The organism is Fulvivirga sp. M361, from assembly GCF_007097395.1.
In the GTDB taxonomy this organism is placed as follows: Bacteria; Bacteroidota; Bacteroidia; order Cytophagales; family Cyclobacteriaceae; genus Fulvivirga.
The window spans coordinates 90,051-103,713 of record NZ_VKDC01000016.1 but is presented as its reverse complement, the minus strand read 5'-3'; the positions used below and the strand labels follow the sequence as shown (position 1 = coordinate 103,713).

General features: G+C 39.9%; 15 protein-coding genes. 10 read left to right on the top strand and 5 right to left on the bottom strand.

What is annotated here, in order from left to right:
- Positions 1–171 precede the first annotated feature (171 nt).
- A complete protein-coding gene (locus FNH22_RS17790; RefSeq protein WP_143399778.1) occupies positions 172–960 on the bottom strand; it encodes a universal stress protein in 789 nt (262 codons plus the stop codon).
- A gap of 99 nt (positions 961–1,059) precedes the next feature.
- Positions 1,060–1,614 (bottom strand): thioredoxin family protein, encoded by a 555-nt coding sequence (locus tag FNH22_RS17785; RefSeq protein WP_143399777.1) that lies wholly within the window; start codon positions 1,612–1,614, stop codon positions 1,060–1,062.
- A gap of 116 nt (positions 1,615–1,730) precedes the next feature.
- On the opposite strand from FNH22_RS17785, the gene FNH22_RS17780 reads away from it, so the two are divergent.
- Positions 1,731–2,225 (top strand): metallophosphoesterase, encoded by a 495-nt coding sequence (locus tag FNH22_RS17780; RefSeq protein WP_143399776.1) that lies wholly within the window; start codon positions 1,731–1,733, stop codon positions 2,223–2,225.
- A gap of 45 nt (positions 2,226–2,270) precedes the next feature.
- Here the strand turns inward: FNH22_RS17780 and FNH22_RS17775 are convergent, their stop codons facing one another.
- Positions 2,271–2,645 carry a hypothetical protein gene (locus FNH22_RS17775; protein ID WP_143399775.1) on the bottom strand — a complete coding sequence of 125 codons (375 nt, stop codon included), beginning with the start codon at positions 2,643–2,645 and terminating at the stop codon, positions 2,271–2,273.
- A 133-nt stretch (positions 2,646–2,778) separates the two neighbouring features.
- On the opposite strand from FNH22_RS17775, the gene hisS reads away from it, so the two are divergent.
- The 5 genes from hisS (at position 2,779) to FNH22_RS17750 (ending at position 7,796) form a co-directional block, all read left to right on the top strand.
- Positions 2,779–4,149, top strand: coding sequence for a histidine--tRNA ligase (gene hisS, locus FNH22_RS17770; RefSeq protein ID WP_143399774.1), 1,371 nt, complete (start codon positions 2,779–2,781; stop codon positions 4,147–4,149).
- On the top strand, positions 4,150–4,401 hold the full coding sequence (locus tag FNH22_RS17765; RefSeq protein WP_143399773.1) for a hypothetical protein: 252 nt from the start codon (positions 4,150–4,152) through the stop codon (positions 4,399–4,401). It begins immediately after the preceding gene.
- Positions 4,398–6,347, top strand: coding sequence for a gliding motility-associated C-terminal domain-containing protein (locus FNH22_RS17760; RefSeq protein WP_143399772.1), 1,950 nt, complete (start codon positions 4,398–4,400; stop codon positions 6,345–6,347). The genes FNH22_RS17765 and FNH22_RS17760 overlap by 4 nt, the downstream gene beginning before the upstream one ends.
- 102 nt (positions 6,348–6,449) lie before the next feature.
- Positions 6,450–6,782, top strand: a complete 333-nt coding sequence (locus tag FNH22_RS17755; RefSeq protein ID WP_143399771.1) for a YbaB/EbfC family nucleoid-associated protein — start codon at positions 6,450–6,452, stop codon at positions 6,780–6,782.
- Positions 6,783–7,796 (top strand): glycosyltransferase family 2 protein, encoded by a 1,014-nt coding sequence (locus FNH22_RS17750; protein WP_143399770.1) that lies wholly within the window; start codon positions 6,783–6,785, stop codon positions 7,794–7,796.
- On the opposite strand, the gene FNH22_RS17745 is transcribed toward FNH22_RS17750, so the two are convergent.
- Positions 7,793–8,008, bottom strand: coding sequence for a PspC domain-containing protein (locus tag FNH22_RS17745; RefSeq protein WP_143399801.1), 216 nt, complete (start codon positions 8,006–8,008; stop codon positions 7,793–7,795). The two genes, FNH22_RS17750 and FNH22_RS17745, sit on opposite strands and share 4 nt — an antisense overlap.
- Before the next feature lie 223 nt (positions 8,009–8,231).
- On the opposite strand from FNH22_RS17745, the gene FNH22_RS17740 reads away from it, so the two are divergent.
- The 4 genes from FNH22_RS17740 (at position 8,232) to FNH22_RS17725 (ending at position 11,998) form a co-directional block, all read left to right on the top strand.
- Positions 8,232–9,998 carry a tetratricopeptide repeat protein gene (locus FNH22_RS17740; RefSeq protein WP_143399769.1) on the top strand — a complete coding sequence of 589 codons (1,767 nt, stop codon included), beginning with the start codon at positions 8,232–8,234 and terminating at the stop codon, positions 9,996–9,998.
- Between the two features lie 123 nt (positions 9,999–10,121).
- Positions 10,122–11,099 carry a pyruvate dehydrogenase complex E1 component subunit beta gene (locus FNH22_RS17735; RefSeq protein ID WP_143399768.1) on the top strand — a complete coding sequence of 326 codons (978 nt, stop codon included), beginning with the start codon at positions 10,122–10,124 and terminating at the stop codon, positions 11,097–11,099.
- A gap of 172 nt (positions 11,100–11,271) precedes the next feature.
- On the top strand, positions 11,272–11,715 hold the full coding sequence (locus FNH22_RS17730; RefSeq protein ID WP_143399767.1) for a hypothetical protein: 444 nt from the start codon (positions 11,272–11,274) through the stop codon (positions 11,713–11,715).
- 43 nt (positions 11,716–11,758) lie between these two features.
- On the top strand, positions 11,759–11,998 hold the full coding sequence (locus FNH22_RS17725) for a hypothetical protein (RefSeq protein WP_143399766.1): 240 nt from the start codon (positions 11,759–11,761) through the stop codon (positions 11,996–11,998).
- Positions 11,999–12,045: 47 nt separating this feature from the next.
- Here FNH22_RS17725 and ffh read toward each other — a convergent pair whose 3' ends face one another.
- Entirely contained in the window at positions 12,046–13,377 is a 1,332-nt protein-coding gene (gene ffh, locus FNH22_RS17720; protein ID WP_143399765.1) for a signal recognition particle protein, read from the bottom strand.
- Positions 13,378–13,663 lie beyond the last annotated feature (286 nt).

Sequence of the window (13,663 nt, the reverse complement as noted above, 5' to 3'; positions counted from 1 at the left end):
CTACCGGTTAGTTATATGATGCTCATGTTCATCGGGGTAAACTTAGTGTAATCGGATTGGTTACACATTGGAAGGATTTTTTGTTAAATCACAGGCAAGCAGCTGATTTTTAACTAAAGTTACCCAGGCACGAAGGGCCCGGGTATTTTTCAAAATCACATGACTATATGCTTAATCAATAGCAAGCAAAGGTACGCGCGTATGAAGAGCTAACAGCTTCGTAAGTCTACCTTCGGATGGTTTATCCTTTTTAGCATGATTTCGTGGTAGTATGGCCACCATATCAATATTATTCTGTGCAACGTATTCGGTAATTCCCTGCTCGATATCTGAATAAACCGGGAAATGATGTTCATAATCTATTGTTTCCAGGTAATATGATAATGTAGCCGCATTCTTATTTTCCACAGTGGAGGAAGAATCATCGCTTGTAATAGTGAGTATGTGCACCTTCGCATCAAAATAACGCGCAATAAAGTGAAGGATACCTAGTGCAAACGAATCGTCAATTTCATTTTTACCCAATGCAAGGGCGATTTTCTTAAGTCTGAAAGACTGTACATTCTCAGGTATAATAAGTATTGGACAGTCCGCTGCCTTAACGAATTGAGCGGCACGGGTCACCATCTCTACATCAGGGGATTCTGGTCTTACCGTCCCCATCATGATCAAATCGACGTTTTCATCTTTCTGAAGCTTTTGCAGAGAAGTCATAAGTTCACCTGAGTGCACAATGAAATCACTTGGTATGCCCTTTGGCTTGATCGTCTCTTCTTGTATTTTTTTTAATTGTAACTCTGCTTCATCCACTGTCACAATACTGTTCTCCGGATCAAAGACATGAACCAAAAGAAGCTCTATGTCGCTGTCCTCTTTAATAAAATCTACTGCATATTGTACGGCCTTTTGAGCCTGGGTAGAAAAATCTGTGGGGATCAGGATTTTTTGAATTTTGCTCATGTAATGCTTCTTGTTTAAACTTTAAAAATAGTTGTATTACTTACTTTAACTAGGATAAAGCTCACGGGGAACATAGATAAATTCACTACACCCGGAGTGTTATCTCCACTTTATATTACATCCCTGGCTGGGCACTTGGTTCTCTGAAATAGGATTTCCTTTTAAAAGGTCATTGAGTGCCTCTCTTATGGATTTTCCTGTTAACGGTTTTCCATTACCAGGGCGCGAGTCATCCAACTGACCTCGGTAGACAAGCTTAAGGTCTTTATCAAAAATATAAAAATCCGGGGTACAGGCAGCATCAAAAGATCTTGCCACAACCTGAGTTTCATCATATAAATAAGGGAAAGGATAACCCCATTTTTTGGCTTCTTCACGCATCAGTTCAGGCGAATCTTCCGGATAGTTTTCTACGTCATTGGAGCTAATAGCCACTAGTTTGACTCCTTCGGGTATATAATCCTCAGCAAGTTTAACCAGTTCTGGCTGTACGTGCTTCACATAAGGGCAATGATTACAAACGAACATAATAATAGTTGCAACATCAGACTGAAAATCATTCAAGTCATACATGCGATCCGTAATAGTATCAGGCAGCTTAAAAAAAGGAGCCTCAGTTCCCAGAGGAATCATAGTGGAGGGTGTCAGTGCCATAGCTTCAAGTTGAGTTAGTACTTGGTGAAATTAATAAAGTAAATCCATTAAATAATTCATTCGTTCCCGCATTAGAAAAAAAATATCATTCTCAAATCACTTAATTTAGCATAAATATGAAGATCGGACTCCTATCAGATACCCATGGTCACCTGGATGATCGTATATTCCAACATTTTGAATCTTGTGATGAGATCTGGCATGCCGGAGACATAGGCACATCAAACATTGTCCTTCAATTAGAACAGTTTAAGACATTCAGAGGAGTTTATGGAAATATCGACGGACATGACATAAGAACACTATGTCCGGAAGATCTATGGTTTTCCTGTGAGGGCCTTAATGTATGGATCACTCATATAGGAGGCTATCCTCCCAGGTATAATGCCAGAACAAAAAAGGTACTGGCGGATAAGGTCCCCGATATTTTCATATGCGGACATTCACATATTCTTAAAGTGATCAAAGATCCAAAGAACGGCTTACTACATATCAATCCGGGCGCAGCCGGAATACAAGGCTTTCACAAGGTCAAAACACTCATGAGGTTTGAGATCAATCAAGCCAAAATTGAAAATATGCAAGTGATAGAACTTGGCAAAAGGGCATAAAAAAACCCTGATCAAATCAAGGTTTTATTTATGTTTAAGATCTGATTATTTATCTTCTTTGTCTTCCTTATGCTTTTTTTCCTTAGTTGCTGCCTTAGGCTTCTTTTCAGTTTTAGCCTCAGCTACCGGTTTCTCTGCCTTGGCTGCAGGTTTCTTTTTTGGTGCTGCCTTTTTCTTCGGAGCCTCCTCCACTGCAACATCGGATTTTGCTTCTGCTGCCTTAGGTGTTTTTTTTTCTGTTACTTCTTTTTTCTCCTTGGCAGTGGTTTTCTTACCTCCTTTAGCAAATTCTTCTTTGATCTGCTCTATATCAACATTTTTAATCACAGGCTTTTGACTGAGTCGTTGAATATCTTGCTTCCTTGCTTTCGCTCTGGATTTATTTCTTTTTGCTTTTCTTTTTAGTCTGGTAACTGCCATTTCAATCGTATCTTAATAAAAATAGGGTGCAAACTTAAAGTAATAATTTCTAATAGAAAAAAGGTATTTGTAAATTGTGTAAGGTCATTCCTAATAAAAAACGGTTTTCAGCCTTTTTTGTAGTTTTGCCGCCATGAGTCAAAAGCCTAACTTACCCAGAGGAATGCGTGATTTTGGTCCGGAACAAATGACCAAAAGAAACTATATCTTCCAAAATATAAAAGATGTTTTTCAAAAATACGGCTTTATGCCCCTGGAAACACCGGCAATGGAAAACTTATCCGTACTGACCGGAAAGTATGGCGACGAAGGTGATCGGCTATTGTATAAAGTGCTTAACTCAGGCGACTTCTTAGGAAAGGTTACCTCAGACGATTTTACTTCAGGTTCAAAAGAAGTACTGCCTAAGGTTTCTGAAAAAGGCCTCAAATATGATCTTACCGTACCTTTCGCCAGATATGTAGTTAAAAACAGGCATGAGCTGACTATACCGTTCAAGCGCTATCAAATGCAGCCGGTCTGGAGAGCTGATAACCCTCAAAAAGGACGTTACAGAGAATTTTATCAATGCGATGCCGACGTAATAGGTACAGAATCACTACTGTGTGAAACCGAGATCATACTTATGATCAATGAGGTCTTTGAACAGTTAGGGATTACCGATTTCACCATTAAAATGAATCACCGCAAGATACTGAATGGTGTTACGGAATATATAGGGGCGAAAGACAAGGAAACCGATTTTTTAGTGGCTATTGACAAGCTCGATAAGATAGGTATGGCCAAAGTCAAACAGGAATTGGTCAATCGAGGGCTAACAAATGAATCAGTGGAAAAAGCTGAGCAAGTTTTGAACATAAGTGGTGAGAACTTAGAAAGGTTGAATATTCTGAAAAATGTGCTTGAAGGCTTTCCTTCAGGTGAAGAAGGTATCAATGATATAGAATCCATCTTAGCTATGGTCCAAAAGTTCGGACTGGATGATCACCACATAGAGCTGGATGTTACACTTGCACGAGGGCTTTCCTATTACACCGGCACCATTTTCGAGGTAAAAGTGAATAACGTCAGCATGGGAAGCGTCACAGGAGGTGGACGTTATGATGATCTTACGGGGGTTTTCGGTGTTCCTGACTTAAGTGGTGTAGGCTTTTCTTTTGGAGTAGATCGCATCTATGATGTTATGGAAGAGCTTGACTTATTTCCTTCTGACAAACTCACAGGCACCAAAGTGCTTATTATTCATCTGGATCAAACTTCTTTTGAATATGGGCTGGGTGCCTTAAACAGGCTTCGAAGGAAAAGTATTTCCTCAGAAATATTCCCTGATCCGGCCAAACCTAAAAAGCAATTTAGTTATGCAAATAAAAAAGGGATCCCTTATGTGATCGTTGTAGGATCAGAAGAGGTTAACACCGGCTTGCTTACTTTTAAAGATATGCATACCGGAAATGAAGAAAAATGCACATTAGAAAGTATCATCGGAAAACTATCCATTGACTAAGTGCGTAAAGTCTATACTATATCAGAAATAGTATTTTTGTTGACGTCAATGGCTAAATTATGGGGTATTACAAAAGAACAAAAGCTTTCAACACCGATAATCCAATACAGACATCAACTAAGTCCTTCAGAGGCACAGGAGAACTTCATGGACAATTTCAAGCAACCTATCTCGTTCATAGAAAATGATCGTATCCTGCACGATGACATCCAACAAACTATTGCGTTTCTGAAACCTGAAGAGTTGGAATGATGAAAATACCTCAAACCATTATTTTTCTTGCTGCTATTCTAAGTACGCCAAACGTATACGGTCAGTATACGAGTGAAAAGGGCTGGTTTGAAGTAGATGTAATAAATGACTGTACGGGAGGGTGCTCCGGAACCATCGTTAGAGGCTGTGAGGGCTTACAAATTATCATTCGCATGACCGCCACTTCGCCTTGCGATTGCTTTGCTGGCATAGGTTGTTGTGATTTTTCTTATTTAGAGGAGAATGTATTTGTTGTAAAACCTAATCCGGAGCAATTCACCTATACTCAAGCGGGTAATTACCGACTTCAGGTCTTATTCGAAAGACCTAACGGACCAGACTTTATGGATATTCAGATCAATGATAAAACGGCGCCTGACTTCAACATTTATTCATGTGCAGGCCGCTCAATACAAGTAGATATCCAGGATAATCAATACAATAACTACATTATAAATTTTGGCGATGGCAGCCCGGAGTTGGAAGTTCCACTAGGCGCCTCCAACGCTGAGCACAACTATGCAAATACGGTTCCTCGTATCGTTTCAGTCAGGGGGATAGATACTAATTCCGCTGACAATTGTGCACTCACAAATGATGATCTGGTTCCTGTAAATCTTATCATTCCATCCTCATTCGATTCACTGGTAAGCCTTACTAACGACCAATTGGCCTTATATTACAATTTACAACCGGACATTCAACATCGCCTGGAAATAAGTGTTAACGATGGGGCCTGGACCAGTTTCAATGCTTTATTAGAAGACACTTCAGAACAAGATACTATCCAAAACCTAGATCTTGAAAACAATTTCTATTGCTTCCGGATCCGTTCGATAGACCCGTGTGCAGGTTCAGAAGTCACGTCACCGGTCATTTGTAATGTCTTATTTAATGTAGCATTTGAGGATAATGTGAACGAATTAAACTGGTCTTCCCCGGCATTGGGGGTTATTGATGATTTCGAATTTAGACGAAATGGAGGGGGAAGTCAATTGGTTCGCCCCGGTCTGACGGGTACCTCCTCGAATGATACCGACATAGATTGTGACACAGAATATTGTTACGTACTTAACGCAAACTATGCGGCAGGATTTATTAGCAAATCGCTGGAAAGATGTGGCACCTCGTTCAGCACCGTACCTCCCGAACCGGTTAATAACCTGACGGTAAGTGTAGAGGGAAACGCCATTGATTTGATATGGCCGGAAAATCCGGCTGAGCCGATTGCAGAATACGCCATATCAAGGGGCACCAATGTAAACTCCCTCAGTACCATTGCCCGCATTACAGAAGCAAGTTTTAGAGAAGAAAATTTAATCCCTGATGAAATTTCGTATTGCTACAGGATAGATGCTGTCGATGAGTGCAGCAATCGTAATGAAGATGGGGTTATTGCATGCTCTATGCTACTTACAGGTACCATTTCCCCTGACAATACGATCAGGCTGGATTGGAATGATTATGAAGGGTGGGAAAATGGTCTGAGTAATTACACAATAGAAAAATCTTACCTTAATACTCCTGCACCTGCTATTGTCTCAGCAGCCTCTGAACTACAGGAAATCGATAATAACGATGCGGAACAGGTAATTCGTTATCGCATACGCGCTAACCCCATCGATAATTCTCTTTCAGAAGCTTTTTCAAATGTGCTTACCATTATTAAACCCAATAATATTTATTACCCCAATGCCTTCACTCCCAACAGGAATAATATCAACGAGACATTTACTGTTAATGGTAAGTTTATGATATCGTATGAACTAAATATTTTTAATCGATGGGGTGAACTTGTTTTTACTTCCGACAATCCTGAAACCGGATGGGATGGCACTTTTGAAGGAAAAGATTTACCGTTAGGCACATATGTATTCAAAGTAGAGATCATAGACCAGGCGGGTCGTGAGATCGCAAAAACCGGCACCGTACTTCTCATCAGATAAGCAAACCGAAAAAAACACTAACTCTTTGATTTCATTCTTAATCACGCCATTTTTGTCCCCCCTTTAGAACGGCACATAGATTATAATATAAAGTATGCAGCTATGTTTGATATGATGAAAATGATGGGCAAGATGAAAGAGGTTCAAGCCAAAGTCAAGGAAGCTCAGAATAATCTGGTAAATATTAAAACCACAGCAGAATCAGGAGGTGGTATGGTGAAAGCTACGGTAAACGGCAAAAAAGAAGTAATCAAATTGGAACTGGACCAGGACCTTATCAAACCAGAAGATCAGGAAATGCTCCAGGACTTGATAATAGCTGCTGTCAACAAGGCCACTGCTGAGGTGGAAATACTCGCCAAAGAGGAAATGAAAAAAAGTACAGAGGGGTTGTTGCCAAACATTCCAGGCCTGGACCTCGGTGGGTTAATGTAGATGGACAATGTATCCATTGTTATTCTTAACTTCAATGGCCGGGCCTACCTGGAACGTTTCCTGCCAGGAGTCTTAGCCAATAGTCCCGGATGTGAGGTAATAGTAGCTGATAACAACTCATCCGATGATTCTGTCCAGTATTTAAAATCAAATTTCCCCAATATTCGATTAATAATAATCGATGAAAACCAGGGTTATAGCCAAGGGTATAATACGGCATTGACGCAGGTAACTTCAAAGTATTATGTACTTCTTAACTCTGATGTGGAGGTAACGCCCGGCTGGGTGGAGCCCATGGTCGGATCAATGGATGCAGACCCCACAATAGCCGCTGCACAGCCCAAGATCCTTGATTTCAATCAAAGGGACCGTTTTGAATATGCCGGAGCAGGTGGTGGGCAACTGGACATACTCGGTTATCCTTTTTGCAGAGGAAGGCTGTTCCTTACGTTAGAAAAAGATCAGGGTCAATATGATGATTTTCAAAGGATATTTTGGGCTACCGGTGCGTGCCTTTTCATTCGTTCAGACGTCTTTCATGAATTGGGAGGTCTCGACCCGGATTTTTTCGCTCATATGGAGGAAATAGATTTATGCTGGAGGATCAATGCAGCTGGTTACAAAGTAATGTACAATGGTTCCAGCAAAGTCTATCATGTAGGAGGAGGCACATTGCAACGAACCAATCCAAGAAAGACTTACCTCAATTTTCGTAATGGACTAACCCTTCTCTATAAAAATAGCTCCACGAAAGAACTCATCTGGAAGCTCCCGGCAAGAATAATACTAGACATTATTGCAGCTGTCAAATTTACTCTTTTTGATAGCCCGAAAGATGGATTGGCTGTAATTAAAGCAAACCTCCATTTTCTTCAGAAACTAAGCATTACCGCTGAAAAAAGAAGACAGATAAAGAAAATGAACTCAAGTGATCGGCATCAGTTAATCTATAAAGGGTCAATTGTATTTCAATATTTCATGAAAGGAATAAGAAAATACAATGATCTACCTTAATAATACCAGGCGTGATTATGCCTTCTATGGTATTTTCTGATGTTCATTATGAAAGCTAATGCCAGATATATAATAATCGGTGATCCGAAAGTAATAAAGGATGCGTATATAAAAGTGATGCGGATAGCTGAAGAAGCTATACCCATTTTTTCACCTAAATGAGAGCATACCCCAAAAGCGTATTTTTCTATAAAAACCTGTAATCTTTTCATCATCTTTATCAATTAGTAAAGGTACAAGCCTTTGATCAACAATTCAAGACACTTGATCGGGATTATTTGAGACTTAACGATAAATATGCGTCTTCACAAATATATAGGCCATATTAGTGCTTTTACAACTAGTTCATTACTATTTTTTTGCTATTATTGCAGGTAAAATTGAACACACAAGGTTAACCTAATTCCACGAAAAAAATTTAAAAACGTAAATCCGATGAGAAATTTATTCTACGCTATAGCTTTGTTTGCGGTGATGTCACTATCAGGCTGTGCTCTGAATCAGATGGTGAAAATGGCCGATCAACAAAACTTGACCGTATCACCAAAGCCGCTGGAAGTACATGCAGATACCGTCTCATTTGAGATGTCAGCCAATCTCCCTGTGAAAATGTTGAAAAAGGGCAAAATATATACCCTCAACACCTTCTATAAATATGGTGATAACGAAATTGCATTGGAACCTATCCAATTCAAAGCAGATGACTACCCTAACGCTTCAACAGAGCAGCCCAAAGCAAGCAAGGAATATAGTTTCGCCTATAGCCCTGCTATGAAAACAGGTATGTTAGAAGTACAAGGTGTAGCTTCTGACCCTAAGAACAATAAGTCTAAGGAATCTCCAAGGCTGGGTGTAGCTCCTGGTATAATTACAACCTCTCAGTTAGTAGAGCCTGTATATTTTGCTACTTACGCCGATCATGGATACAATAATCAGGAAGAGTTAACACCTGTTAAAGTTAACTTCTATTTTGACCAGGGCAGGTCCGTATTGAAATATTCGGAAAGAAGAAGTAACAGAGGTAAGCAGCTTGATGCATTCATCGCTGCAAAGAATGTAACCCGAACTGTTACTATCACGGGTACTCACTCACCAGAAGGTGAAGAGCGTGTCAATAGCAAACTGGCCAAAGACAGGGCTGAAGCCATTAGTGCTTTCTACAAAAAGCAAATGAAAAAATATGATTATGCTGGTAAAGCCGATTCTATCAAGTTTATCACGAAAGATCTTGTAGAGGACTGGACAGTATTTAAAGATTCATTAGCCGCTTATGAAGGTATATCTTCGGAAGAAAAATCTGCCTATCTTGATATCGTAAACGGACCTGGTTCATACGAAGAAAAAGAAGATAAGCTTCAGTCATTAGCTACATACAAAAAAGTGTTCAGAGAACTATATCCTAAATTAAGAGTAGCTAAAACTGAGATATTGAAAGTAAAAGAAAAGAAAACAGATGCTGAAATATCCGTTTTAGCCAAGCAAATTGCTGGCGGTTCAGTTTCTGCGGATACTCTTTCAGAAGAAGAACTTATGTATGGTGCAACACTGACACCTTCTTTGTCAGAAAAAGAAGCCATTTACAAGGCCGCCACTAAAAAGAGCGGTAGCTGGAATGCACACAATAACTTAGGCGCAGTTTACATCGCAATGGCTATGGAAGGTAATGCAGACGCAAACGGAGACAAGGCCTTAGCGCAATTAGAAATTGCTGCTAACAAAAATGCCAGTGCAGAAGTACATGCGAACCTTGCCTCTGTTCATTTAATGAAAGGTAACACCAGCAAAGCGTACGATCATATTACCAAGGCTTCTGGTTTATCTGGCGAGTCTGCTCAAGGCGTAAATGGAGTGAAAGGTTCAATAGAGATCATGTTGGCAAAATATGGTGATGCTGTTCGTTCAACTTCAAATGCCTCTAACATCGCCGTTAACCTGTTCAACAAGGGGCTTGCACAAATTCTTAATAAAGACTATCAAAATGCATTGACTTCATTCAAAGAAGCCACAACTGAAGATAGCAACATGGGTGTTGCTTATTATGGAGCTGCGGTTGCCAGTGCCAGGTTAAGTAATGAAGCCGATGTTATCAGTAATTTAACTTCTGCTGTAAAAGCTACTCCTTCTTTAAAGGAAGCAGCTTTGGAAGATCTTGAATTTGCATCTTACGTATCAAACGAAAGTTTTAGAAGCGTTTTAAAGTAAGAAATTGAAAAAAAATAATAAAAGCCCTGTGACTTGGTCACAGGGCTTTTATTTTGTCCATACCTAATTTTGCAGTTAACCATCTGCATACTATTTTTACGATTGAACATGTAATCAGATATTATGAGAGAAATACAATTCAGGGAAGCCCTCGGTGAAGCAATGAGTGAAGAGATGAGAAGAGATGAGAAAATCTTCTTAATGGGAGAAGAAGTTGCTGAATACAATGGTGCCTACAAAGTTAGCCAAGGCATGCTTGATGAATTTGGTCCTGATAGAGTTATAGATACACCCATTGCAGAATTAGGTTTTGCAGGAGTAGGTGTAGGAGCGGCCATGAATGGATTACGCCCTGTCATTGAATTTATGACTTTCAATTTTTCTCTCGTGGCAATAGACCAGGTAATTAACGGAGCAGCAAAAATGATGTCTATGTCAGGCGGACAATTTAATATTCCGATCGTATTCAGAGGGCCTACCGGAAATGCCGGAATGCTCAGTTCACAACACTCACAGAATTTTGAAAACTGGTTTGCCAATACACCAGGCTTGAAGGTAGTTGTACCATCTAATCCCTACGATGCTAAAGGTCTCCTAAAGTCTTCTATTAGAGACGATGATCCGGTTATTTTCATGGAATCTGAATTAATGTATGGAGATAAAGGAGAGGTGCCTGAAGGAGAATACATTATTCCAATAGGTTCAGCGGATATCAAAAGAGAAGGCACTGACGTAACACTGGTATCCTTTGGTAAATTCATGAAAGTAGCCATGCAGGCTGCCGAAGAAGCGGCAAAAGAGGGCATAAGTATAGAAGTAATAGACCTCAGATCTGTGCGACCAATCGACTATGATACGGTAGTTCAGTCCGTGAAAAAGACTAACCGACTGGTGATTGTTGAAGAAGCATGGCCACTGGCCGCAATTAGCTCAGAGATCACTTACCATATACAAAAACATGCCTTCGATTATCTTGACGCTCCCGTCCACAGGATCAACAGTTTAGATGTGCCATTACCTTATGCTCCCACTCTTATAGAAGTAATACTTCCGAGCGTAAAAAGAACAATGGAAGCTATAAAGGCAGTTTCCTACGTATAATTGATCGCAGACTTAGCATAAAAAAGGCCATCTCAGAATAATATGAGATGGCCTTTTTTAGTTAGGACCTTTTACTATCACTAAACAGCGGCTATTAAAATAAATCACATAGTGAAACACCTCGTTCGCAATATTTTCCTGAACAAAACGTCGCCTACACCATTATAGGAGTATGCGTCTGAAAATTTCATCCAAGGTCTTGTGCAATTATTTGGAAGTCAAAAATGGCTTCACTGAAAAACTTTTTTTAAAACTCAATCCCCCCTTTCCTCCGGTAAAGTTGCTGGTGTTTGAAGGGTGTAATAAAGGCGACCGTGTTAGCCTCGAACTTAACTTTCTACTTTTTAAGCAGACCTGGACAAGTCTCATAACTTTTGACCATAGCGATTCTTCTGTTTTCGAATTTATTGACGTAGGCAAGAAACTTCCTTTCTTTTTAAAAAGCTGGGAACATCATCATAGCGTAATCAGGTTGAACGATACTGAAAGTGAAATTGTTGATGACATATCGTTTACAACACCTTATAAAATGTTAGACTGGTTGTTACTACCTGCATTATGGTTACAGTTTATGTATCGCAAGCCCATCTACAAAAAAATATTCAAATGTCATTAAAATCTCCTATTTTAACTTTTTGTTAGAATAAACGGACACTGGTATGAAGGAACCCTTCAGGAAAATTCGAAATGTATATGGTGAACGCTTTGAGGAAGCCCCTCAAAAAGGAAAGCGCAAACCGCTGTCCAATTTTGTAGAGATATTTACGTACAATAAACTAAGAAATGACGTCAATAACCGCAATACATTGATCTTTAATACGCTATTAATCACAGGTGTCAGCGTTTTCCTGGCATTTTTGATCCTGTACATGACAGGAACGTTGGAGTTTATGGTTTAAGTAACCATAAACTGCTACAGCTAGCGGGATAAAGACTGAGCTATATTTTATCTGCTAAGTGGGTTTAAAGCTGCAAGGCCACGTTTCCCACCGCCCATTTTGTTCATAGTCTTCATCAGTTTTTTCATATCGCCAAACTGCTTGATCAAATTATTGACCTGTTGGACTGAGGTACCACTTCCATTAGCAATTCGTTTTCTTCTGCCCCCGTTCAATATCTCAGGCCTTTCCCGCTCTTCAATGGTCATTGAGCGAATAATAGCTTCAATAGGTTTAAATGAATCATCGTCAACGTTTACGTCTTTCAGAGCTTTACCCATTCCGGGGATCATACCCATCAGATCTTTGATATTTCCCATTTTCTTGATCTGCTCCAATTGACTAAGAAAATCGTTAAAGTCGAACTGGTTTTTTCGTATTTTCTTGCTAAGACGGCGTGCCTCATCTTCATCAAAATTTTGCTGTGCTTTCTCTACCAAGGAAACCACGTCTCCCATTCCCAAAATTCGATTGGCCATACGATCAGGATGGAATCTGTCGATAGCTTCCATCTTTTCTCCATGGGAAACATACTTTATCGGTTTATCTACGACCCTTCTAATAGAAATAGCCGCACCACCACGTGTATCCCCATCCAGCTTGGTTAGAACAACTCCATTAAAATCCAACCGATCATTGAAGGCCTTTGCCGTATTCACAGCATCCTGTCCGGTCATAGAATCCACTACAAATAGTGTTTCCGTAGGATTGAGTGCTTTTTTTAATCGGGCTATTTCATCCATCATCTGCTCATCCACCGCCAGACGCCCGGCTGTATCGACAATCACCACCTTCTTGTTGAGCACTTTAGCTTGTTTAATCGCGCTCTCAGCAATTTTTACTGCATCGTTATTATCAGGCTCTGCATATACCTCTACTCCTATTTGCTCTCCCAGTACTTTTAACTGGTCAATAGCCGCAGGTCTGTATATATCACATGCGGAGAGCATCACAGACCGCCCCTGTTTTTTTAGGTAGTTCGCCAATTTCCCCGAAAAGGTAGTTTTACCCGAACCTTGAAGGCCAGCTATCAAGATAATAGCCGGATTGCCCTGAATATCAATATCCTCACTTTTACCTCCCATCAGGTTAGTGAGCTCATCATTGGTGATCTTAGTAAGCAACTGACCTGGAGATACCGCTGTAAGTACGTCCTTACCCAAGGCCTGTTCTTTAATTTCATCGGTTACTTCCTTAGCTACTTTATAATTAACATCAGCCTCTATAAGCGCCCTACGTATCTCCTTCACCGTAGTAGCTACGTTCACCTCGGTAATGCTCCCTTGTCCCTTTAATGTTTGAAACGCTTTATCTAATTTGTAACTAAGATTATCGAACATGATATATTATTTTTTGCGCTGCAAAAATAGGAATTTCTAGTAGTTCTAACGAACGCTAAAATCAATATTCGGCACAGGTGAGATCATACTCGTTAGATGTATCGTACAATCCGCGTACTCAATTTGTACCAGAAGACACCCAGTTTGAGTACACATTTCCCATGTGGGGAAGGAAAAAAAGAACAAACAAAACATTTCTCTATCAGTGGAAATCTTTATTGTCTTGTATTAGTAGCTTATGCAGAGGATTTTAGAAAGAATCAAAGCTACAAATCGTTTGAACAGT